Source organism: Pseudofrankia sp. DC12 (assembly GCF_000966285.1).
Taxonomy (GTDB): Bacteria; Actinomycetota; Actinomycetes; order Frankiales; family Frankiaceae; genus Pseudofrankia.
The window spans coordinates 2,550,659-2,575,089 of sequence record NZ_KQ031391.1; the positions used below are offsets into that span (position 1 = coordinate 2,550,659).

Below are 24,431 nucleotides of genomic sequence, written 5' to 3' on the forward strand. Positions count from 1 at the left end.
CGAGGGCCGCGCGGTGCTTTCGCAGCGCGCGGCGGTCCGCTCGCTCGGCGCAGACGTGTCCTCCACGGTTACCTGCGCGCCGAGCACCTGGGCATTCGCTTCGATCGCGCCCTGCTGCCCCTCCGATGTGACCAGAGTCAGATCCAGGCTTAGGAGCTGGTGGTCGGCAGGTTCTCAGGGTCGATGACCTTTCGCAGCTCTTGGAGGAGCCGCCACGCCCGTTCACGGGCCCGGGCACGGAACTTGCGATGAAGTCTTCGTTTATGTTTTATGTGATCATGCCGCCGCCGCTTCGTACGATCGATCCTTCGCGATTGGAGCTGCGGCGCGCTGAGCTTGGGTTGACGCGTGCCGCGCTGGCCACGCGGGCTGGAGTCTCAGCCAGGATGATCTTTTTCTATGAGGAAGGTAGGCACACTCCGACGCCAGCGCGTCTTGAGCGGTTGGCGGCGGCCTTGGGTTGCTCCGTGGATGCGCTGACCGGGTCCGAACGCGGTCGCGAAACCCTGGTCGACCTGCGATACGCGGCGGGCCTGACCCTCGACAGGGCGGCCGGCCTTCTGCGCGACTTTCCGGCGGGACGCCAGCTGTGCGTGTCGGCGGTGAAGCTGTCTGCCTTGGAGAACGGCCGGCCCGTAACGGGGTCGCCATGGCGGGATCCGGCATCCACGGGGCTGTTGGTCGAGCCGCTGGCCAAGGTGTATGGCGTGCCGATGCGGATGGTGCTGGATGCCTGGATGCGGACACGGCCCGATGAGCCGGCGCCGGCTCTCTCGGGCGCGAGGCCGCAGGCGGCGTCGGCCGCGGCGCTGGCCGCCTGGGAATCGCTGAACGAGCGCCAACAGATCTATCTCGGCGAGATACTGCGGGATGACCGGATGGTCGAGACCGAGGTCTGGATGCGGCGGGTGCAGCGCCTGCCGGTACCGCGGCCGGCGGAGTGGCGCAGGCTGCCGCTGACGCTCAGATCTGCGCCATCGCTCGTCGGCTACACCCGCCTTCAGGAACGTCTGCGGGCGCGCGGGGTGCACGATCCTGGGGCCGGGCCAACCGTGCATGCACTGGAGCGGCGGGGCCTGGTGAAGGTCAGCGAGGACACTGTGGTGCATCCGGCAGTCGGCGAGGTAGGCCGGGTCCTCGTGGAGGTCACCCGGCGAGGTCGAGCGGCGGCGCGCGCCGGACTGAGCGAGCCGCGCGACCCCGACCCGCCAGCCCATCTGCTCTCGGAGTGGCTGTGGGGAGTGCTGGCCCGGGTCGCCAACGCCGGGCCTGACGGTCTTGGCGACGACGAGTTGGCAGGCAGGTCGTTGTTCTTCATCGGAGTGGGCTATCAGACGAAGGCCGGGGGGCGGCCGAGCCGGGGGTTCGTGGACTCCGTGCCGGTGATGGCACCGGGGGACACTCATGTCGCCGAGTACCGGTGGCGCCTGACGCAACTGGGCCGGCAGCACATCCAGGAATACGCTGACGTGTACCGGGAACTCTACCCGCACGTTTCCGTCATCGGTCTCGACTCCCCACCCACCCCTGCGCCATAGTTGCGCCATAATCATGGGGATTGGTGCGCCCCTCTCTGGGGTTGTCGGAGGTAGGGCCTATCCTCTCGATCTGTGACGAGTTCCACGGACAACGACGTCCGGACCTTCGACGGCACTAGGGTCCGCTACCTGGTGACCCGGGCGGCACTTCGCGCGGCGACCACGATGACCAACCCGACGCTTTCACCGAGGCAACGGCTCGCGGCACTCATGGAATGCCATGGCACGCTGTTGGCGGCCCGGGGCCCAGGGGATCCGCTGTCGTTCGGCGATTTCCGCCGAGCGCTGAAGAATGACCTGGCCAGGCTGCTGCCCGCCGGGATCGACTCTCCCGACCTCGAGGGTCTGCCAGTCGTCGATGGTGAGGACCGCGTCGCCGAGGACGCCTTCGACCTCGCCTTCGAGCAGCGGGTACTCCTCAAGGCCCTCGACAAGCCCGGCAACTCTGCACTGCTTATCAATGACCAGGAACTCCAGGATGAGATCGACCAGGAGACGGCTTTCGAAATCCTGTACAAGGGCGGCGAGCAGGCTGGCTACGTGGCCGGCCGGTCAGATCTGATCCGGTACCCGGCCGGGCCGGTCAGCGACCTGTGTGAACTCAGGCTGCCGCCCCGGGTCGTCGACCTCTACCAGGACATCCCCTACAACTCCGTTTACCAGGTCCATTGGTTCCCGTGCCCTGCCTGCCGCTGGCCGATGCGCGTCGCCATCCGGAGAAGCGCTGGCAGCCGGGTAGGCACGGCCCGCTGCTGGCACGGCGCCCATGCCGAGATGGGCGCCTCCTATCTGTTCCCACTGCCCGCGGACGGCGGTGTGCCCGAACTCGTGCCCGAGGCGTCGCCTCGGCGGCCGGGCTTGCGGGAGTCCGTGCTGTTCCCGTCGATCTCGGAGGTCCCTCGTGCGCTGCCAGCTGCTGGATACAAGGCTGTCGCACGCGGGATCTGGAGGTACACCACCATCCCTGGCCTTCCCGAGCTGGCGCTGTATGACCGGCTGTCCGAACGCGGGCTGACGGTGGAGCTGTGGCCCGCGCTGGACGCCTATGACCTGCGGGTCGAGGCCGGTCCCCGGAAGGGCCGGAAGGAGACCTTCAAGGTCGACGTCAAGGACTACACCTCGGCGATGACCCTGGGGAAGCTCATCGACGCCCAGGAGGGCGACCGGGGCGGTGCCGGCTGGCTGGTCGTGCCGGACTACCGGGCCGGTCAGCTGCCGCTGCTGTCCGGGGTCTGCGCGAAGTGGGACATGAAGGTGGCCACCGCGTCCGAGTTCGGCGCCATGGTCTGCGCGAAGGCCGGGGTGAGCTGGGCGTGAACGACAAGCCGATCAGGGAAATCACGATCCTCGCGTCGCTCGCGCTCGCCGCCCACTACTTCCCGATCAGCATCGAGGGCGACGACCGGGTCGCCGCGCCGTTCAACCAGGCGTCGTTCCTGCTCACCGGGAAGTACCGGGCCTGGTCACGCTGGACGGCGCTTCCCCACGACGAGAAGCAACGGATCGCACTGGTGTGCCGGTCCGCCCCGGCCGACCTGGCGGACCCGCGGTTCTTCGCCACCGCGGCGCGAACCCTGCTGGCCCGGCCTCCGGAGACGGGCGCCGACGACGTGCCCACGCCGCTGGCGCAGTTCGACCTCGTCGGGGAGAACCCGTACACGGCGCAGGCCGCGTTCCCGCGCGTCGGCGGCGACCTGCTCGGCTACGTGGATCGGCAGACCGCCCGCTTCCGCCGGCCCAGCGCCCGGCCCAAGCCGCCCGCGTTCGCCGGTCCCGGGGCCTGGACCACCCGGGAGATCTTCGTCAAGGGCGCCGGGCAGGTCCAGGGCCGGCTGACGATCCCGGCCTACGCCCAGTTCACCGAGCCGCTCGGCCACGACCAGCTCCCCACGGTCACCACCGCGCCCTACCAGGAGACCCTGAGGATCCCGACCGGCGAACTACTCGCCCTGGCCGAACAGCTCGACCGCCGGCCGCCCCTGGCGGACGCGCCCTACCTGCACGCGACGCTGACGCAGCTGTTCGGCGCGCTAAACACTAACGACGCTGTCTCGCCCCAGGAGGCACTGATCCTGACCGCCGGCGGCCTGGAGATCTTCCACGCGCCGACCGGCACCGGCAAGAGCATCCTGGTCCGGGTGATGGCCTCCTGGTTCGCCATCAACCACCGCCGGGTTGCCATCGTCCTGCCAGACATCAAGGCCTGTCTGAACCTGACCTGGGACGTCCGCGGCGACCTCGCGCACCTGCGCCAGCTGGGCGTCCTCGACCATCCCGCGACCTGCGCGCACCTGATGTCCTCGTCCGGGATGCACGACAAGGCGCTCAAGCACGCCTCCCTGCTCACCGAGGATCCCGGCGCCCCGGGCGATTGGGGTGAACACGCCGAACGCGACGTGGATCCGCTCGCCTATGGCTGCGCGCAGAAGACCTTTCTCCAAACCAGCGGCGGCGACTACCCTCCCGGCGAGGAGCCGTGCCTGTCGCTGCGCGGCAAGGGCACGGAGAGCACGGCCTGCCCATGGATTCCGACCTGCGGCAAGTTCACCCCCGTCTACGATGCCTGCGCCGCGGACGTCGTCATCCTGAACCACCACATGTTCCTCCAGGGCAGCGTCAAGATCGGGGTGACCCTCGACGGCCACTCCGTCAGGGGCATGAAGGCCGCGGAGCTGACGCTGCGTGCCTGCGAGGCCGTCCTCGTCGACGAAGTCGACCTGTTCCAGTCCACCGCCGTCGGCAACTGCGCCAGCGATGTCGTGCTGCACTCTCGCCGCCACTGGTCCGCGGCCCCTCAGGAGATCGACACGGATGCGAAGCGGCTCCCGCTCGATGACGAGAACAACCTGCTGGCCGCCATCAGCCACACCCGGCTCATGGCCGAGTCCCTCCTGCTGGGTATCTGCCGGAACGCGCTCCGCCTGCATGCCACCGAGGACGAACGAGCCCAGACCCGGATCCCCGACCGAACCAGCACCCGCTGGCATCTGGCCCAGGCCCGCGACCGCGCACTGATCCGGCTGCTCTGGTCCGACGCCCCCGTCGACGACGACCAGCCGATCCCGGGCGACCTGTACGACCGGCTCAACGCCCTGATGCCCAGCCGCTACCGCCGCGACCCGGCGGCCGGCCAGGGCCCATTGCCCGAGGCCGACTGGCCCGCGGCGCGGCGCGCGCTCGAAGCACTCGTCACGCCCCGCGGCGAAGACCTCCTCGACGAGGTGAAACTCGATCTCCACGCCATCCTCGAGGACACGGTCAAAGACGTTCACCGGCGCACCCAGGCGATCAATCTCCTTACCCTGCGCACCGTCATGCTCGAACTGGACGACGCGCTCGCCCTGCTCCAGGACAAGGCCCACGGCTATCGGTCCATCGGCCTGCGCTCGGCCCAGCGGATCCTCGACAACCTGCACCAGAGCGCCGTCTCGTCGGTCCTCCCGCAGGGGATGCTCGGCTACCCGATCACCGGCTACCGGGTGACCGGGCTTGAGGACACCGAGAAGAACGCCCAGCTGGCCGCCCAGACCCTCACCGGTGACCCGCACACCTTCGCCGCGGAACTCGGCGGCATCGTCTCCCTGCTCCTCGCCGGGCTGGAACGGCCGGTCCTGGGCCTCTCAGCGACCGCCTACTTCCCCCAGGCCGTGCGTGAGCACCTCCACGCTCCGGTCCGCTGGTGGATGACCGACGCCCAGGCCAAGTCGATCCGGGCGCGCAAGCACCGCGTCACTTACGGCGACGACCACCCGCTAGCCGGACAGGCCATCAGGATTTCCGGCACCCACAAGACGCAGAAGAAGGAAGCCGCCCTCGAACTCGGCGCCAAGCTGTACGACGAGCACATCCACGCCGAACTGGAGCGTACGACCCGCAAGGACCCGGACCGCGCCCACGTCCTAGTCGTCGCCAACTCCTACGAGCAGTGCGCCCAGCTCGCGACCGGCATCACCCGGGCGGGCACGTTCGACGGAGGCCTTTGCGTGGCCGTCCGCGACGCCGACCCACGCAACGCCCACCAGGACCTGCCGCGAGCCAGCCTCGCCAAACGCCTAACGCCGGAGCAGTTCGAGGACTTTCCCCGTCACGGCAAGATCTTGGTCGTACCGCTCCAGCGCATCGCCCGCGGTCTGAACATCGTTAAGGGCACTCGGTCTGCGGTCCGCTCCGTCTATCTATGCGTACGCCCCCTCGCGCTCGTCGGCGAGCCTGACGAGATGTACGGCAGCATCAACGCCGCGGGCCTGCGCGCCCTGCCCCCGGGCGGCAGCGACGACCCCGCCAAGGCCCTCGCCGAGGCACGCTCAGCGGCCCGGGAACGGCTCACGGTCCTCCTGCGCACCGCGCCACAGTTCACCGCCATGCACAAGTCACTGCAAGAAGAGATCGTCGCCGGCGTCATCGTCGACCTCATCCAGCTCGCCGGCCGCGCCCGCCGCGGCGGCACCGAAGCGGTCCTGCACCTCGTCGACTACGCCTTCCACGACGACACGTGGAGCTCCGACCTGGAGACCATCCTCGGCCGCATCCACTCCCAGTGGGACCCCGAGGTTCGCCAACACATGAACGACCTGTACGGCGAGGCGCTGCGTGCGTTCCTCTCCTACGCCGGTATCGACCCTGACCAGCCGTGAAATGGCGGAGGAGAACAACCCATGGACCCGCGCGAGCCGGGCAAGTACCTCAACACCCTCGCCTTCCGCTGCACCCCTGACCTCGTAGGCGACGCCGCTGTCCACGTCCGTCATCTGGACTCCGAGACCCGGAAGCTCTGGGAGGACTTCGACCGGGACTGCAAGAAGGCGTACAGGAACGACGACGCCCAAGCCCCTTACAGCATCGCCACCACGGTGCTGTCCGTCATGACCGGCGGATACGTCTACTTCGACCCAAGCTGGAACGAACCGTTCCTCGCCTCCCGGGAGCCGCTCGACGACCAGATGCTCTGCCGCGCCTTCACCCTGACCCAAGGGCTCGCCCAAGGCCAGAAGGTCGACGCCATCGATCTGAAGAGGCCCCCTGAGCTCGCCCGCCGACTCGCGGAACTTCCGGAACGTGCCCTTCTCCTCGCGGACCACCTCAGGCCCACTGCCGGCGCCCAGCCCAAAGCCCCTAGCTGGGTCTATAAGACGGTCGGCTGGGACCTCGCGCGGCGCCTGGCCGCCGTTCCCTGGAAAATCTCCGACAGCAGGACTGTCTCCTTGCGACCCGACACGGCCGGAGGGCTGGTCGCTCTTGACGACCCCTGGGACAACGACCAGCGGGAAAGTCGGTTCGCCATCTCCCGCACGGCGCTCGTCCTCAAGACCCTTCCCAACCTCATCAGCCCGGTCCTGCTCCTGACCTCACACGTCACCCGCATCTCACCCTCATTGATCTTCAGCCGGACCGTGTTCGCCCGGCAGCCCGGCGAGGGCCATCCGGTGCTGCGGGTAAGACTCGACGGCCAACGCGGCGTCCGTACCGTCAACCGCCTCGCGCTGCAGGCCCTCGGCCGCCTCCGGATGGACTACTCCATCCTCACCTCAATCGACGACAGGTCCCGCCGAGAGCGGGCGCTCCGCTCCGCGGCCGTAGCCGCAGGCACCAGGGTCGAGTGGCCCAAGACGCCGCCTGGCCAGATCTGGCCCATCCGGGCGGACAACACCGGCAAGTTCCCGATCGGAACCGGTGTCGGCATGCACCACCTCCGCCTGCTTCACGATCACGTCCACGCAGTGTTCCAGGACGCGGCCGAACCGCTCGAAATGCGCGAGGTCGCCATGCGGCTCCCGAGCCGACCAACCGATCCCGAGAGGAACCTTTCCGAGGAGGAACGAGCCCGGCGCAAGGCGAACGGCATGAGCACGCGCGGAAACGCGTTCCCCTCGGCCGAGTCCGTCGCGGCCTCCATCGAAACGACCGGCCACGACAAACTGCGCCTCGTCTGCCTGTGGTACCGGGACGAGACCCGACTGCGCATGCTCAGCACCCTCCGCCAGGCCTTCCAGCTACCGGCTGCTGGCCTCGACCCCCACGACGGCGAGGAAGTCCCCCTCCACGGCGACAAGATCACGGCGGTCTTCCACGAAGCGGCAGACTTCCTCGCCCCGGGCCGGCCCGAACACCGCGAAGAGGCATGGGCGCGACTCCGCCCGTCACTGCCCGCCGACGGTGGTGTCCTCACCGCTGCCTGGTGCGAGACCGAGATCCCCGTGGCCGACGCCGACGAGGACGCCGAAGCCAAGAACGATCGCGACGACCTGGACGCCAAGCACCACACCCGGCAGATCCTCGCCAGCCACGGCGTGCCCAGTCAGTACCTCAGGGGCACCGACGACCGGGGCGTGGTCATCCCTGAGGCGAAAGACCATCCGGCCGAGGCCGCGCTCCTCGACCTGTACCGCTCGCTGGGCGTCATCGACGCCCGCATCGCCAACGCGCTCCGACCCGCCAAATCTGGCCACTTCCGCGCCGACCGAGTCGCCCACGTCGGCGTTCACGTCCGGCGGCAGAACAAGCGCCCCGGCGAGACCAGCCGGCCCAGGATCGTCATCACCGCCGCGGCGATCATCCCGCCGGCCACGGACGACGGCACCTGGACGATGCTCGGCTGGAGTTCCAGCCGTCCCGGCTGGCAGCTCTACCAGCGCGCACAGACCAGCTTCCACAGCACTCGATACCCACGAAGCACCGAAGCCGCGAAGACCGACCGGCAGCGCTGGGACGAGGCAGCCGAACTCGTCGAAAAGGCTCTCGGCGACCTCGCCGACGAACTCGACGGCACCCCCTACATCGTCACGGTCGACCAGCAGGCAACCCGGCGGATGTGGAGCGGACTGCAGAACTCCCACCAGGGCGAGAAGCAACCCGGCGGCGGCAAGAGCCGACACTGGCTCCCCGGCGCCACTCTGAGTCTGGAGGACCGCCCGCAAGCCGTCGTTCGCGTCGGCACTGCCGACGACGAGGTACCGCAACCCGTCAGCGTCACGCACATCAAGAGGAACGGCGAGTCCAAGAACCAGCAGACCGCGACCACACTCTTCAAGATCGCAACGGACTTCGGTACACCCGTCTGGATCCTGAGCAATGTCCCTCGCAACTACGACGGCGGAACCGGCGGCGGTCCCCGACGCCCCGGCGCTACGCGCACCCGATGGGACGCCCAGCGCTCCGTCAGCTCGGACGACAAGAAGGAACGCCGCAGGAGCGAGATCCCGCTGCCCTGGTACTCCATGACCGCGACCGAGATCTACCCGGTCTCCTTCACCCTCGACGTCCCCGAGGAAACGCTCGCCATCGCGACCGCGAGCCTGTGCCACCAGACCCAGTTCTGGTCCGATCGCGCCCGTTACCCGGTTCCACTCCACGCCGCGAAGCAGATGGACCTCGACCATCCCCAGTACCGCCGCTCCGCACAGGCAGAGAACAGCGACCTCGCCAGGTCAGACACCGACCCCGGCACGGACTGAGCTGACGCGCGGCGCCGGCGCGAGGCCACCGAGTGGCTTGCCGCGGACCGCGACCGCATTGCTGGGGGCGGTGCCGTGCCGTGGTCGCGGTCGTCGGCGGCTGCGCGAGGTCGGTCTCGCCAGTAGTCGGTGGGCATTGCGTTTCATTCAAACAACACCTTGCGTACCGATGTTCTCACTGTCGCGACTGTTCCGGCGCTAGGCTTGGTCCTTCTTGGACGGGATGCGAGTCGTGGGGGACGGCACGTGGACGGACGGCTGCGCGAGCTGGCGACGGCATCACCGAACTTCGGACGGCTGTTCGGGCTGAACCGGTTGCTGTCGCTGTGCGGCGCGCTCGCCGAGACGACGGTGTTCACGAACCCGAACGCCTCGCTCATGCACTCGGGCCAGTTCGGGGAGATCCTGGCCGAGGTGCTCGTGACCGCGACCGGCACCAGGGTCGGTGGTGACCGCCAGGTCGATCGGCTCAACGCGCTGGCCAGGACGGGCTTGTTGCATGCCGACAAGCGTCAGCTGTTCGACCAGATCCGGGTGGACCGCAATCTGGCGGTGCACGAGTTCCTGTTCGACCGGTCGCGGGCGTTGACCGCGGTCGAGATCTGTTACCAGCTCGGGCTGTGGTATCACGACGCGATCGCGGGCCGGAGCACGGTGCCTGAGTTCGTGCCGCCGACGGACCCAGCCGACAGCGTGGAGATCAGCGATCCGGCCGAGCTGGCCGAACTGCGGGGCACCCTAGGCGCCAAGCGGGCGGCGCTGACCGAGGCCAGGACCCGGCTGCGAGACGCTGCAGACGAGGTCGAAGCCGAGCGCCGAGCGCGGACAGCGGCTGAGAACCTCATCGCGAGTGCGGACACCATCCGCCGCGAGTTGCAGGACCAGCTCGCGCACCTGACCGCGCAGATCGACGAGCTGCGCGCGGTGCAACGCGCCGAGTACGAATCGGCCCGCCGGGAGCCGAAGAGGGTTGACCCCGCCAGCCGGGACGCGATCATCCACCGGGCGGCCCGGCCGGCGCCGCTCAACGAGCTGCAGGCTCGCGGACGCATAGACGCGATGCTCCGCCAGGCGGGCTGGGTGATCCAGGACCACCGCGACCTCAACCCGCGGGCCGCGCGCGGGGTGATCGTCCGCGAGTTCCCGCTGGCGACCGGCCGGGCCGACTACGTCATGTTCGTCGACCAGCGGATCGTCGGCGTGCTGGAGGCCAAGCGCGAGGGTGACCACCTCTCCACCGCGGTCGAGCAGAACGACCGCTACTCCTCCGGTGTGAACCGGGACTACCGGCTGGCCGTCTGGGACGAACGGGAGCCGTTCGCATTCCGGTACGCGACGACGGGCACCGAGACGTATTTCGTAAACCGGCTCGACCCCGACGCCCGCTCACGTGAGGTCTTCCACTTTCATCGGCCGGAGACCGTCGCCGAGTGGATGCGGCGTGCCGACGAGAACCCCGACGTCCCGACCCTGCGGGCAGCGCTGCGCCGGTTGCCGCCGCTGGAGCGCAACGGGCTACGCGAGGCCCAGTTCGACGCGATCACCAACCTGGAGGAGTCGCTCGCCCACGACCGGCCGAAGGCTCTGATCCAGATGGCGACGGGCGCAGGCAAGACCTTCACCGCCGTCGCGCAGAGCTACCGGCTACTCAAGTACGCCGAGGCCAGCCGGGTGCTCTTCCTCGTCGACCGCAACAACCTCGGCAAGCAGGCCCTGGACGAGTTTCGCCGCTACGTCACCCCGGACGACGGCCGGAAGCTCTCCGATCTCTACGGCATTGATCGGCTCGGCCGGACCGGGCTGCAGGACACCTCGTCGGTGGCCATCTGCACGATCCAACGGATGTACCGCCTGCTCCAAGGCGAGGCGCCGTTCGACGAAGATGATGACGCTGGCGACGACTTCGACGCCGACGCTCCAGTCGAGGTCGCCTACAACCCGGACGTGCCGATCGAGTCCTTCGACCTGATCATCATCGACGAGTGCCACCGGTCCATCTACGGCCTGTGGAGGGCCGTGCTCGACTACTTCGACGCCCATCTCGTCGGTCTCACCGCCACCCCGACCCTGCAAGCCCTCGGCTTCTTCGACCGCAACCTGGTCTCCGAGTACACCTACCCCCAAGCCGTCGCCGATGGCGTCAACGTCGACTTCGACGTCGTCCGGATTCACAACACGCTGCGCGAACAGGGATCGGCGACGATCGAGGAGGGCACCACCGTCCAGGTCCGTGACCGTGCCACCCGCGCGAAGCGCTACGAACAGCTCGACGACGACTTCACCTACTCCACCCGCCAGATCGGCCGTTCCGTCGTCGCCGTCGACGAGATCCGCTCGGTCCTCGTCGCGTTCCGCGACAACTGGAAGCACTGGTTCCCAGACCGGGCAGTCCTCCCCAAGACCCTGATCTTCGCGGTCGGCGAGGACCACGCCGAGGACGTCCTCGCCCAGGTCAAGGAGGTCTTCGGCAAGGGCGACGGATTTGCCAAGAAGATCACCTACAAGAGTCGGCAGGCCGGAGACGACCCCGACCAGCTCATCCGCGAGATGCGCACCTCGCCCGACCTCCGGGTCGCCGTCACTGTCGACATGATCGCTACCGGGACGGACATCAAGGCGCTCGAATGTGTCCTGTTCTTGCGTGAGGTCCGCAGCGCCGTCCTTTTCGAGCAGATGAAGGGCCGCGGTGCTCGCACCATCGACCCGACCGAACTCGCTGAAGCCACCCCCGGCGCCACCGAGATCACCCGCAAGACCCGGTTCGTCCTCCTCGACGCCGTCGGCGTCACGGACTCCCCGCTTGTCGACGCCAAGCCCCTCGCTCCCGCCGGCCCGCGACAGATCGCCTTGTCGAAGCTGCTCGACAAGGCCGGGACGGGATCGATCAACGCCGAGGAAGCCGAGATCCTCGCCGGCCGGCTCGCCCGGCTCAACCAGCAGCTCACCGACGACGAACGCGACCTGCTCACCCACGCCGCCGACGGACAGACCCTCTCCTCCATCGCCGGGGCGATTGTCCGCGCCGTCGACCCCGACCGGCAGGAAGAAGCCACCCTCGCCGGAGGCAAGGCTGCCGCCCACCGACTCGTCACCGACGCGGTCGCCCCGCTCACCACCCACCCCGAACTGCGCCGCCAGATCCTTGAGATCCGCCGCGCCAAGGACTACGTCTACGACGAGGCCACCGCCGTCCAGGTCACCGAGATCCGGGAGATCCCCCGCCAGGAACGGGCCCGTGAGCAGATCGGCCGCTGGAGCAAGCTCCTCACTGACGAACGCGACCGCATCACGGCGATCAGCCTCGCCCTCGCCCGTCCTCGGTCCAGCTCACCGGCCGACGCCTACGCCTCGCTCAAGGAACTTGCGGCCTCCATCGAACGGCCCCCGCTGCACTGGACACCGATGACCCTGTGGGCCTACTACGAGGACCTGGGCGTCGGCGTCACTTTGGGTGGCCGCGACGCGGGCGTCCCCGACCTCATCTCCCTCATCAGGTATGAGTTGGGAGTGGACGACGAACTCCGCCCCTACCGGGACACCGTCGAGGAGCGCTACCAGGGCTGGCTCCTCCGACAGCACCATGCAGGCGCCACCTTCACCCCTGACCAGCTGCGCTGGCTCGACGCCATCCGCGACGTCGTCTCCACCGACATCGGCATCACCCCCCGCGAGTTCCGACGAGAACCGTTCCGCGCCTGGGGCGAAGGCCGCGGCTTCCGCGCCGCCTTCCCCAACCGCGACGTCCGCTCGCTGCTGGACGAGCTGAACCGGGAACTGGCTTGAGCAAGCCGAACGCCTCGGACCTGCCGAATGGCTGGGCATGGGCAACACTCGACGAGCTCGCAGCGGCCGAGCCGCGCGCGATCACGGACGGCCCGTTTGGCTCAAACCTCGCATCACGCCACTACACCTCAACCGGCGCACGCGTCATCCGCCTGCAAAATATCGGCGACGGAAGGTTCGTTGACGGGAAAGCATACATAAGTCTCGATCATTTTAACACGCTCCGCGCCCACGAGGTCCGCGAGGGCGATGTGCTCGTGGCGTCACTCGGTGAGGCCTTGCCACGGGCTTGTCTCACGCCCGCAGGCATCGAGCCCGCGATCGTCAAAGCCGACTGCATCCGAGTCAGGCCACACCCCGCGATCAATCCAAAGTGGCTCGTCTACACGCTGAACGCCCCAGAGACTCGCGCATACGCAGGTGCGCGCATTCGGGGAGTCGGCAGACCGCGTCTAGGGCTTGGCGAGCTTAGGAAAGTGCCACTCCCGGTACCTCCGCTTGCAGAGCAGCACCGCATCGTCGACGCCCTCGAAGACCACCTCTCCCGCCTCGACGCGGCCCAGCGGGCAGCGGAACAGGCACTCGCGAGGACAGCCGCTCTCCGCGAGAGAATAACGTCGATCACGTTCGGCATCGACGTGCCTGATGACCGCCCACGCGCACGGATTCTTGAGCCGGCTGGCACCGACGATGGCCTTCTCGCCAGGATCCCCGCGACTTGGAGGTGGCGCCGGCTCGATGAGATCGCAGACGTGGTCGGGGGCATCACCAAGGACGCGAAGAAGCAGGCGGACCCGCTGATCCCGGAGGTTCCCTACCTGCGCGTTGCCAATGTTCAACGCGGCAGGCTCGACCTTTCGCATGTCGCCCTGGTACGGGTTCCAGCGAAGAAGGCTGACCAACTCGCGCTGCAGCCGGGCGACGTGCTTCTCAATGAGGGTGGCGACCGCAACAAACTCGGGCGCGGCTGGATCTGGGAGGGGCAGATCCCGGGAGCGATCCACCAGAACCACGTCTTCCGCGCCCGGCCACGCCCGGACAGCATGCACCCAAAACTGCTGTCCTGGTACGCAAACAGCATGGCTCACTGGTTTGAGGTCAATGGAAAACAGAGCGTGAACCTCGCGTCGATCAGCCTGTCGAAAATCAAGAAGCTACCCGTGCCCGTTCCACCGCCCGACGAGCAGCAGGCCATCGTCGACCGTATCGAGACGCAACTCTCCGCGCTTGACGCCGCGGCCCAAACCGCGCAGGCAGCGCTACTGAAGGCGACGGCTCTTCGGCGATCGCTGCTCGCCGCCGCCTTTTCTGGGCGGCTCGTGTCGCAGGATCCGGCCGACGAACCGGCCGCCGCGCTTCTCGACCGTCTGGCAAGCCCGACCCCAACTCCTCGTCCCAGTCGCAGACTAAAGAGCGCCACTGTCGGTCGCAGGGCGACATCGATCCCCGTCCCCCAGGAGCTTCCGCTATGACCACCGTTGCCCCTGCCCAGGCGCATGCGCACACGAACACGCTGGTCGCGAAGCTGTGGAATTACTGCAATGTGCTGCGCGACGACGGCCTATCTACGATCGAGTACGTCGAGCAACTGTCGTACCTACTGTTCCTGAAGATGGCCGACGAGATCGCCGGAGACCCGTTTTTCGAGGAGGACGCCCGCGAAATCGTGCCGGCCGTCTACAACTGGCAGTCACTCGTTCGGCTGACCGCGGACGCTCTGGAGACGCACTACAAGCGGACGCTCGAAGCGCTCGGCAAAGGCAGTGGGACGACGCTCAGCACGATCTTCGCGGGCGCCCAATGCCGGATCACCAAGCCGGCGTTGTTGGAAAAGCTGGTGAAGAATCTGATCGGTGAGTTCACCTGGACGGTCGAGGGCTCCGACCTCAAGGGTGACGCCTACGAGGGCCTGCTAGCCAAGGGCGCTGAGGACACCAAGACCGGCGCCGGCCAGTACTTCACGCCGCGGGCCCTGATCGATGCCATGGTCGAGGTCACCCAGCCCCGCCCGGACGACACGATCAGCGACCCGGCCTGCGGGACCGGTGGCTTCCTCATCGCCGCGCACCGCTACATCCGCGAACATCACCTACGCACCCTCAGCCGAGATGAGCGCCTTGCGTTCGGCACGGAGAGGAACGTCTGGGGAACCGAGTTGGTCGCTGGCACGGCCCGGCTCGCCGCGATGAACATGCTGCTTCACGGCATCGGCGACGCGGACGGCCCATCGCTGATCACCGTCGACGACGCCCTTGCTGCTAGGCCCACCAAGCACGCCTCATTGGTGTTGGCGAACCCGCCGTTCGGCCGCAAGTCGTCGATCACGGTCATCGGCAACGACGGCACCGCCGAGAACGACGACATCGCCTACGAGCGCGAGGACTTCCGCGTCTCGACGACGAACAAGCAACTCAACTTCCTCCAGCACATTATGTCGCTACTGGAGATGGACGGCCGCGCCGCTGTAGTCCTACCCGACAACGTCCTCTTCGAGGGCGGCGCCGGTGAGAAGATCCGACGCCGCCTGCTCGACGAGTTCGACCTGCACACGATCCTGCGCCTGCCGACTGGCATCTTCTACGCTGGCGGAGTCAAGGCCAACGTGCTCTTCTTCGACAAGAAGGCCCCCCGGGTCGACGGACAGCCGAACACGACTGTCGTCTGGGTCTACGACTTCCGCACAGCCAAGCACTTCACCCTCCGCCAGCGCCCCCTACGCCGCGCCGACCTCGACGAGTTCATCGCTGCCTACCTGCCCGGCAAAGATCGTCGGGAGCGGGTCGAGTCCGAACGGTTCCGCCCATTCACTCACGCCGAGCTGATCGCCCGCGACAAGGTCAACCTCGACATCACCTGGCTGAAGGACCCCGCCCTCGACGACGCCGACAGCCTCCTACCACCCGGCGTCATCGCCCGCGAAATCGTCGAAGACCTCCAGTCCGCCCTCGCAGAGTTCGCCGCCATCGCGCAGGCTCTCGACGACGAGCCGGCCGAAGCACCAACGGCGTTCGTTCCGGATCCTCCCTTCGCGATCGACTAGCCCGGGCGCCACGGCCCCGCGACGTGCGCGTGGGAGTGACCTTTGCGGTGTGGGTGTCTGTGACAGGCCGTCCGCAGTGACTTTCGCCGTGTGGTTCGCGGTGTCGGTGGCGGTGTCGTCGGCTCGCACCGTGTCGTGTCATGGAGACGCAGAGCGGGCCGCGATCCGGACCCGGCGATTTCGTGCTGCGTACCGCTGTGTCGCGGTGCTGCCGTGGCGAGCGGACGCGGTGGACGTATTCCGCTGAGACGACGGCCGGTCTGGCGCGTCGGTCGACCGACCCGGTTGCTCACACGCACAGCACATCGACGGGCACGTTCCTGGCCGCCTGCGGCCCTACCCACGCGGGTGGGCCTGGGACGGCCCCCGCCATTCCAGCAACACGGCAAGCCCTGGTAGAAGGGCGATGACCGAGCCCGACGCCGACACGGGCCCGGCACTCCAAGCCCGCGCGGGCGGCGGACCCGGGAGTGGGCCGCGGCATCCCGTCGAGATCCAGGTGGCAGCAGGCCTCTGGCAGCTCGACGCCGTCACCGACGGCACGGGCGAGGTGATGTTCACCGCCGACCTGCTCATCGGCGCCGCGGGGGCCAGTCCGCGTCGAGTCTGGAGTGCCGCCCAGCCCGAGATGTGGATGTTGGAGGAGGAGCTCGGCTGGGCGATCCCGCACCCGGCGCAGAACGTTCTGCTCAACCACGCTACCGCCGGCCCGCCGCCCGGCGCCGTGGTAGGTCCGGACAGGTTGGCCGACGACGCGGTCCGCGGGGCGGCGTTCCGTCCAACGAGGGCCAGCGTCGTGGGCGGCGCCGAGATCGCGGCGGCCCGCTACGGCCGGCTGCTGCACGTCGAGCCGCGCGTCCGCCGCTGGCGCAACGGCTCCGTCCAGATGGACCTCTACCGCGCCGAGGTCGACGGCCGCCTCACCGCGGCCTACCGCATCAGCGAGATCACCGCCGGCCCGAGCCCGACGGAGACCGTCGTGTTCTCCGGCCTGCTCATCGGCTTCCCCGACGTCGCGGCCCTCACCAGCGACGCCACCATCCGCTACGTCCTACTCGCCGTCCTACGGCGCGGCATGCGCGAGGACGGCTTCTCCGACCGGCAACTGGCCTTCGTCCTCGACCACTCCGAACGCATCGCCGAAGCGGCCGCGGACCTGCTTGAACACCCCTACCCGCGCGGCACCCGCGTCGTCGTCCACGACGACGACCCGACCCGCACCGCCACCGGCACGATCCTCGGCGTAGCCGACACCTCGGCCGGCCCGGCCTACCTGTGGCGACCCGACGTCGCCGAACTGCCCGGCCACCCCTGGTACAGCCATCCCACCCGCGCCCTGCGTACCCCCGCCCACCGGGTCACCCCCACCCTCAACGGACCCGACACCAACTCCGGCCGGGACAGCCCGATGCTCCTGGCCACCGGCGCGATCGTCGCCCCCATCGAGGACCTCCGGTTCACCGTCGCCACCGTGTTACGCGCCTTCGACGACGACACCCACATCGTCAGCTACGAGATCCAGCCCCACGACGGCGCCCTACCCCCACAACGCCTGCCCGCCGGCGACGTCACTCCGCTGCGCGGCACCGCTTGGCCCACCGTCGACGCCCTTCTCGCCGCCCGCGCCCTCGCCGAGCTACCCCCGCAACCCGGGGAGATCCTCGCCACCAGCCATGAGGTTGCCGTCGTCCTCGACGCCCCCAGCGGCGTGCACGTCAGCTTCCCCAAACCCACCCGCCAGCCACCCCGCCCAGACCCCACCGTCACCGACACCCCGTCGAGCCTCGTCCCCGACGCAGGCCGACGGCCAGTCGATCCAGCCATCAGCACCGGGGCGACCGCGCCATCGCAGGGACCGCGTCACGCCGGAGGCACGGTCCACATCGACGACCCCATCCACGGCCACCTCGAAGTCCCCGCCACCGCATTCCACACGGCCATGCGCCAGCCCCCCGGCATCCTCACCGCGCTGCTCACCCGCTGCCCCTGGCTACCACCGCCCACTCCCGACCAGCCGCTCCACCTCACTGCAGCCCTCACCGTCCTGCACACCCCCCTCCACCTCGCCGCCCTCACCGCGACGCCGGCCGCCCCGACGGCGCCGGAGTCCGCAGCCGTCCCCACATCGCTCGACCCGGTCGCCACGCCCAACAGCCAGGCCCGGCTCCAGGCACTTCCACACCCTGCGAGCGCGCCCGCGACCGACAGTCCGACGACCGATCCCGGGCTGTGACTGGCGGCCGGCGCCGCCCACCGCTCCAGCGCCGCGATCAACCAGCACCGGCCTTCCCGCTCTCCTCAAGCCCCCTCGTCATGGCTGGAGCCCCGATGACCGACCTGTCTCCGACCAAGCCACCTCCCGTCACCCCCGCCGAGCCCGCGGACCCGCCGACGTGGTGGAGGCGCCTGCGCCACCGCCGCGCCGACCGCGACGCCCGCCTGCTCGCCGCCCACCACGCCTGGACCACCGACCGCGCCCGCCACGCCCAGATCGCACTCGTGCGCGCCGGCTACCACCTCGGCCCCGTCCCCTACGGCTACCAGGCCCTACACGACCTCCCGACCCACTCCGGCACGCGGCGCCACATCCGGCTCGCGACCAACCCCCGAACCGCCTGCGTGGTGGCGCAGATCTACCGCTGGCGGGTCGAGGACAACCTCACCGACCGATCGATCATGACCCGGCTGCGCGGCATCGCCGACCTGGCCCTCATCCCGATCGATCCGACCACTGGCCTCCCCCGACCGTGGACCCTCGCCGCGGTCAGCCGCGTCCTGGCCAACCCCGTCTACACGGGCGCCACCGTCTGGGGCCGCACCCGCCACGGCCAGCCCGTTCCACCCGACCAGTGGACGATCCACCCCGGCGCCCACGAACCGATCATCGACGGTCACACGTTCCACCAGGCCCAGCTCCTCGCCCCAGGCGGCCACGGCGTGTTCAGCCCTCTCCTCCCACCCTGGAAATTCCCCAGCACCACCACCCCGACCGAGCAGCGACCGGTGCAGTAAACCCGAGGGCCCCACGCGCGACTGCGGCCACGGACACCCGCCCGGTGGCCTGGCCGTGTCCGCGACGAGGGCCGAGCGCCGCTGGCTGAGGACAGGTCATATCCCCCGGCACCGCGCCGTCCCCGGCCGGGTTCGCAACCCACCGAGTCCGCCGAGGTCCCGAGGCCGCCACCACCCGCCCCCCGCGGGGCATCCACCTGCACGCGACCGCGGCCACCACCTGTTCTCCCCGCGCGTCCGTCAACCTCGGAAAGGAACATCCGTGCCCCAGCACGACGGCCACACCAACCCGGCTGTCCCACCGCCCCGCACGCCCGGCCAGACCGCGGGGACGCCGCCCCGCCCGGTGGAGATCGAGGTCGCAGGCGGCTGCTGGCGCCTGGACACCCTCGCCGACAAGGCAGGCGACGAGGTCTACGCGGCCGAGCTGATCGCCAGCCCGAGCCCCCACCAGCCGTCGCGGCGACTGTGGAACACCACCCAGCCCGACCCGGCGTCACTCGAGGAAGCATTGGGCTGGGCGATCCCCCACGGCGCCCTCAACGTCCTCGTAGATCGATCCCCCTCCGGCCCCGCGCCCGACAAGACCACCCGCGAGCACCCCACCCTCCCCGACGACGCGATCCACTCCCCCGCCTACCGGCCCACCCGCACCAGCACCGTCCGCCGCACCGGAGCCCCCACCACCAGCTACGGCCGGCTCCTCCACACCGACAACCAAGCCACCCGCCGACGCTGGACCGACGGACCGATCCAGATCGATGTTAGGCGCCGCGCTGGATGTCCATGATGGCGTCGTTGACGGTGGGCATGATCTTGGATGAGGAAGGCCCCGTCGGCGGGGTGCCGGCGGGGCCTTGGTGCTCGGGTTGTCGTCGTGGTGCTCAGCTTGTCGCCGCCTTTGTGATCATTCGGTGGTGACCTCGGTGATGGCGGTGCGGGCGGCGGCGTGGTCGACGATGGTCTTGTTCTGGGCGTAGGTGGCGATGAGGGCTTGGATGGCGAGGTTGTTGACGGCGCGGGGCAGGCCGCGGGCGGTGGTGTGGATGAGGTCGATGGCGTCGTCGGAGAACAGGGTGTCGGAGCGGCCGGCGAAGCGGACGTGGTGGGTGATGTAGGCGCGGGTCTCGTCGGGGTCGAGGCCGGGCATGGTGTAGCGCAGGGTGATGCGCTGGTCGAGGGCGGCCATGTCGCCGAGTTTGAGGCGGCGCCGCAGGGTGGGCTGGCCGATCAGGAGGCAGGTCAGGGGGCTTGCGGAGTCCATGTCGGCGTTGGTGATCATGCGGACGGCCTCGAGTTGGGTGGTGTCGAGGAGGTGGGCCTCGTCGATGATCAGGATGACGTGGCGGCCGCGTTCGGTGGTTTCGGCGGCGAGGGCGTCGGCGGTCTGGGGGACGAGGGTGGCGTGGTGGAAGCGGGGGGTGACGCCGAGGGCGGTGACGATGGCGTTGTGGATGCCGCGGACGCCGACGGCGGGGTTGGGCAGGTAGACGACGGTGTTCCGCGACGGGTCGAGGGTGGCGGTGGCGGCGCGGGTGGCGGCGGTCTTGCCGGCGCCGACCTCGCCGGTGAGTACGCCGAGGCCGTGGGTGTGGATGAGCCAGCCGATACGGGCGACGGCCTCGTTGTGGGCGCGGTGGCGGTGCAGCGCGGAGATGGGTAGGTCGCGGCCGAAGGGCATGCGGGTGAAGCCGTAGTGGGCCTGCATCCGGTCGATGCTCACCGGCTGGGTCCTTCCTGGTCGGGGTTTGGGTCCTCGATGCACTGGTCGATGAGGGTGGTGGCGAGGCGTTCGACGGCGAGGGCGGTGGTCAGGACGGTTTCGGCGATGAGGAGCTGGTCGTCGGTGTGGTAGGGGTCGGCGAGGGTGGCGGCGGCGTGGGCGAGGTCGGCGGCGCGGTGCGCGAGGGCGAGGGCGTCGTCGAGGTGGGCGCCGGTCACGGGGTGTCCTGGCCGGTGGGGGCGGTGGCCGCCGCGTAGCTGATGGTCGCGGCGGCGAGCTCGGTGTCGTGGGCGGCGGTGAGCAGGTCGACGTAGTCGATGCCGGTCGCCGCCGGTGGTGGGGTGGGCGGGGTCTCGGGGCGGGCTTTCGGGTGCGCGTGGCGGCCGATCACGGCGGGGATCGCGACCCCGGCGGGGCGGCCCTGCCAGCGGATCTCGACGTGTGACAGGTCGAACGGGTCGTAGACGGCGGCGACGGTGCGCCCGACGAGGTGCGGTTCGACCTGGTAGGTGTTGCCGTGCAGGGAGATCGTCGCGGTCTTGCGGACCTTGCGGTGTTCCTCCCACTTGAACGCCTCGGCCAGGGCGGCGTCGCTGGGATGGGTGAACGGGCCGCCGGCCTCGAAGCGGGCCAGCGGCGCCATCTGTGTTTCGGAATGCACCCGGCGGTGATAGACCGTCTCCACCCAGGCGGTGAACGCGTTGTTCAACGCCGACAGGTCACCGAACACATGGGTGCCGACCGGGGCGATCTCGACGAGGAACTCGCCCCGAACAGTCTCGAAGAAACGTTCGATTTTCCCCCGGCCCTCGGGCCGGCCCGGGGTGGAATGTATGAGTCTGATCCCGAGGACTGCGCAGGCCCGGCGCAGCGCCGCGTCCACGAACGCCGAGCCGTTATCCACGTAGACAGCGGCGGGAACACCGCGCGAGGCCAGCGCCCACCGCAACGCTACCGCGAGACGGACGGAGTCCTCGGCATAGCCGAACCGGTAGCCCACCAGCGCCCTGGAACGGTCGTCAATGAAAGCGAAAAGGTAGGTCTTGCGGCCGGCGACCGGCGGCCCGTGCAACGCATCCCCGATCCACAGGTCGTTGGGACGATCGGCCTCGAACCGGCCGAACGCCGCCGGCGCCGTCCCGTCGGGCCGGGTATTGAGCTCCAGGGCTTCGAAATGCCGCTGCAGCGTGCGGTCCGACGGCGCCCACCCCGAACTCGCGCGCAGTAGCCGCCCGACCTGCGCCGCGGTGCGCGCCGGGTTCTCCCGCTTGAGCGCGGCGGCCAACGCCAACACCTCGGCCGGGGTGCGCGCCTCCACCCGCCTGGGCGCGGGCACCAGCGCGTCGAACCCCCCGACCCGCCACGCCCGGATCCACCGGTCAAGCGTCTTGCGCGACACCCGCACCGGCGTCCCGTCCGGCCCGGCATGCTCCCCAGCCGCCAACTGGCGCACCAGCCGGCCCCGCGCCCGCGCCGAGAGCCCCGGGTCCGCCGCCTCCCGCACCAGCCCGTAGCGGAACAGGCCCACCGCACGCGCCCGCTCCGCCCGCCGCGCCATCTCGGCGTCCGACACCGACATCCACCACCTCCACAAGACGGTTGACAGCAACATCAACAGCCTTGCGGAACGATCACCAGGTGGGCAGACGCGGACCCGTGTTGATCGACTCGGGGGCGAACGCAGGCAGAAGCAGACCGCCGGCCGTCACGAACGACACCAACTCCCAGGCCGACAACGTGGGCACCGCCCAGCGGCCCGCCGCCGCGTCGCGTACCGCGACGACCAGCGCCACCAGACCCGCGAACAGCCCACCGCCGATCTCCAGGACCCGGGGGTCGACGGCCACCGCCCGCAGCCGCACCGCCAGCGCCGCCCGCAGCCGCGGCGCCCGCCCGGTCAGCCGGCCAAGCCAGCCCCGCACTGTCGAGGGCGCCCGGCCAACCGCCGCCGCGACCCGGCGCACCCCCATCCCCCCGGCCGCGAGCCCGACCGCCTCACCGATCACCGCCACCGCGTCCGCCCGCCGCGCCAGGCACGACACCGGCAGCAGCACATGCGTCACCAGACAGCCCGAACACCGCCCCCGCCGCGGCCGGATCTCCCCGTCGATCCCCCGCACCCGGCGCACCCGCGCCCACCCCCAGCCAGCCAGACCACTCCCGCACCCCGGACAGGTCAAGCCACCCACCGCCAACCGCCGTTCGACCTCGACCAGATCCACGTCTACGGTGAACACCAGCGCCTCCGCGCGCCTCGCACGGCCCTCCCCGAACCGGCCAAGGTGATCAGGGGAGGGCCGTCGCCATTTCCGACGTGCTCACCCTGTCGTCGCGCACCAACAAGAAACCCACCACAAGATCACAGTTGGCACATGCCCACGCACGATGGCGCCGACCCGCCTCGCCGTGCCCACCTAGAACGACGCGTGACAATCGACCTGTTCGGCGGCGAAACCGCGTCGACCGTCGCCGCCTACTTCCGCGTCAGCGACACCTCCGCCGGCCCGACACCGGCGTTGATGTTCTCCGGCCTGATGATCGGCCTACCCGACCTGGCGGCGCTGACCAGCGACGACGCGATCCGCAACGTCGTCGCCGGTGTCTTCATCCGCGCCCGCAGGGACAACACCCTCACCGCTCGGCAGCACACGTTCTGGACCGATCACGTCGAACGCCTCACCGAGACCATGTTCCGCCCGCGAGAACGCCCCTACGCCCCCGGCACACGGATCGCCGTCCACCACGGAGACCCGCGCCAGACCACCACCGGACGGATCCTCGCCGTAGCCGACGAGCCCACCGGTCCGGCCTACCTGTGGCGCCCCGACCTCGCAGACCTCCCCGGCCACCCCTGGTTCACCCACCCCACCTGGGCACTACGCACCCCTGCCCACCACGTCACTCCCACCCTCGCCGGCCCTGACACCAACATCAACCCCGACGAACCCCTCATGACCACCGGCGCGCTCGTCGCCACCATCGACGACCCCCGATTCACCGTCGGCACCGTCCTGCGCGCCTTCCACGACGACGAACACCACCTCACCTACGAGATCCAGCCCCACGACGGCGCCCTACCCCCGCAACGCATCCCCCTCGACGACGTCACCCCGCTCCGCGGCACCGCCTGGCCTACCGTCGAGGCCCTCCTCGAAGCCCGCGCCCTCGCGAACCTCTCCCCACAACCCGGCGAAATCCTCGCCACGACTCGCGAAATGTCCTTCGTCATCGACACACCCCTCGGCGCCGGCGTCACCTTCCCCAGTTCCGCCCGCTATCTCCGCCCCTCTCTCACCGTCACCGACACCACACCCATCCTCATCTCCGAAAACGCCACCCCACCCGCCGAAACCCCACCCGCCGCGAGCAGCACCACCCAGACACCGCGACTGCGTTACACCGGCGACACGATCCACATCGACGACCCCGTCCACGGCCACCTCGAAGTCGCCGCCGCGGCATTCCACACCGCCATGCGCCAGCACCACGACACCCTCGCCACGGCCCTCGCCTGCCGCCCGTGGCTCGCCACGATCCCCGACCAGCCCAAGCACGTCACCGCCGCTCTCACTGCGATCCACGCCCCCCACGACCTCGCCGCCCTCGACACGGCCTTCACGCGGCACACGCCCGGCCGCCCGACCAGCTCCTCACCGCCCAACCCGCCCGGCCCAGACATCACCACCCCGCCCCAAACCCCAACTGAAGACCCGACCGCACCCCCGCCCGACGGTCCGACCTTCGACACAGGCCCATGACCGGCCAGCGACCCCGAACCTGACCTGCGGCGCCACAGGGCAGAGGCAGTACCCGGCCGGCACAACCCGATCCATCCATACATCTCAGACAGCGATGAACGAACGAATGCTCGGGCGAGGTGGGTC

The 24,431-nt window shown here is 69.5% G+C and carries 15 protein-coding genes and 1 pseudogene; 12 read left to right on the plus strand and 4 right to left on the minus strand.

The features are described 5' to 3' along the window. Positions 1–278: 278 nt before the first annotated feature. From FRADC12_RS34265 to FRADC12_RS10295, 11 genes and pseudogenes are all read left to right on the plus strand, one after another. Positions 279–464: pseudogene (locus FRADC12_RS34265) on the plus strand (helix-turn-helix domain-containing protein); the annotation flags it as partial. A gap of 3 nt (positions 465–467) precedes the next feature. Beyond that, positions 468–1,538: a hypothetical protein gene (locus FRADC12_RS10250; protein ID WP_232303715.1), complete on the plus strand. Its 1,071-nt coding sequence runs from the start codon at positions 468–470 to the stop codon at positions 1,536–1,538. Positions 1,539–1,610: 72 nt separating this feature from the next. Next, the gene (locus FRADC12_RS10255; protein ID WP_045876481.1) at positions 1,611–2,855 is read left to right on the plus strand and encodes a restriction endonuclease-related protein; all 1,245 of its coding nucleotides are present in this window, start codon (positions 1,611–1,613) and stop codon (positions 2,853–2,855) included. After that, the gene (locus FRADC12_RS10260; RefSeq protein WP_045876482.1) at positions 2,852–6,172 is read left to right on the plus strand and encodes a hypothetical protein; all 3,321 of its coding nucleotides are present in this window, start codon (positions 2,852–2,854) and stop codon (positions 6,170–6,172) included. Before FRADC12_RS10255 ends, FRADC12_RS10260 begins: the two co-directional genes overlap by 4 nt. A gap of 21 nt (positions 6,173–6,193) precedes the next feature. Further along, entirely contained in the window at positions 6,194–8,989 is a 2,796-nt protein-coding gene (locus tag FRADC12_RS32125) for an RNaseH domain-containing protein (protein WP_198152848.1), read from the plus strand. Positions 8,990–9,235: 246 nt separating this feature from the next. Further along, the gene (locus FRADC12_RS10270) at positions 9,236–12,772 is read left to right on the plus strand and encodes a type I restriction endonuclease subunit R (RefSeq protein WP_045876483.1); all 3,537 of its coding nucleotides are present in this window, start codon (positions 9,236–9,238) and stop codon (positions 12,770–12,772) included. After that, positions 12,769–14,244, plus strand: coding sequence for a restriction endonuclease subunit S (locus tag FRADC12_RS10275; RefSeq protein ID WP_084010572.1), 1,476 nt, complete (start codon positions 12,769–12,771; stop codon positions 14,242–14,244). Before FRADC12_RS10270 ends, FRADC12_RS10275 begins: the two co-directional genes overlap by 4 nt. Continuing rightward, entirely contained in the window at positions 14,241–15,812 is a 1,572-nt protein-coding gene (locus FRADC12_RS10280; RefSeq protein ID WP_045876484.1) for a class I SAM-dependent DNA methyltransferase, read from the plus strand. Before FRADC12_RS10275 ends, FRADC12_RS10280 begins: the two co-directional genes overlap by 4 nt. A 406-nt stretch (positions 15,813–16,218) precedes the next feature. Further along, on the plus strand, positions 16,219–18,045 hold the full coding sequence (locus FRADC12_RS10285) for a hypothetical protein (RefSeq protein ID WP_045876485.1): 1,827 nt from the start codon (positions 16,219–16,221) through the stop codon (positions 18,043–18,045). Between the two features lie 95 nt (positions 18,046–18,140). Continuing rightward, positions 18,141–18,824 carry a recombinase family protein gene (locus FRADC12_RS10290; RefSeq protein ID WP_045876486.1) on the plus strand — a complete coding sequence of 228 codons (684 nt, stop codon included), beginning with the start codon at positions 18,141–18,143 and terminating at the stop codon, positions 18,822–18,824. Between the two features lie 262 nt (positions 18,825–19,086). Beyond that, positions 19,087–19,614 carry a hypothetical protein gene (locus FRADC12_RS10295; RefSeq protein ID WP_157488776.1) on the plus strand — a complete coding sequence of 176 codons (528 nt, stop codon included), beginning with the start codon at positions 19,087–19,089 and terminating at the stop codon, positions 19,612–19,614. Positions 19,615–19,731: 117 nt separating this feature from the next. Here FRADC12_RS10295 and FRADC12_RS10300 read toward each other — a convergent pair whose 3' ends face one another. From FRADC12_RS10300 to FRADC12_RS10315, 4 genes are read right to left on the minus strand one after another with little or no spacing between them, the layout of a single operon-like run. Then, positions 19,732–20,547 (minus strand): ExeA family protein, encoded by an 816-nt coding sequence (locus tag FRADC12_RS10300; RefSeq protein WP_045875784.1) that lies wholly within the window; start codon positions 20,545–20,547, stop codon positions 19,732–19,734. Next, positions 20,544–20,765, minus strand: coding sequence for a hypothetical protein (locus FRADC12_RS10305; RefSeq protein ID WP_045875783.1), 222 nt, complete (start codon positions 20,763–20,765; stop codon positions 20,544–20,546). The genes FRADC12_RS10300 and FRADC12_RS10305 overlap by 4 nt, the downstream gene beginning before the upstream one ends. Beyond that, positions 20,762–22,126, minus strand: coding sequence for a DDE-type integrase/transposase/recombinase (locus FRADC12_RS10310; RefSeq protein ID WP_045875782.1), 1,365 nt, complete (start codon positions 22,124–22,126; stop codon positions 20,762–20,764). The genes FRADC12_RS10305 and FRADC12_RS10310 overlap by 4 nt, the downstream gene beginning before the upstream one ends. Before the next feature lie 52 nt (positions 22,127–22,178). Next, complete coding sequence (locus tag FRADC12_RS10315) at positions 22,179–22,610, minus strand: hypothetical protein (protein WP_198152776.1); 432 nt, start codon at positions 22,608–22,610, stop codon at positions 22,179–22,181. Between the two features lie 363 nt (positions 22,611–22,973). On the opposite strand from FRADC12_RS10315, the gene FRADC12_RS28260 reads away from it, so the two are divergent. Next, a complete protein-coding gene (locus FRADC12_RS28260) occupies positions 22,974–24,305 on the plus strand; it encodes a hypothetical protein (protein ID WP_052710807.1) in 1,332 nt (443 codons plus the stop codon). Positions 24,306–24,431 lie beyond the last annotated feature (126 nt).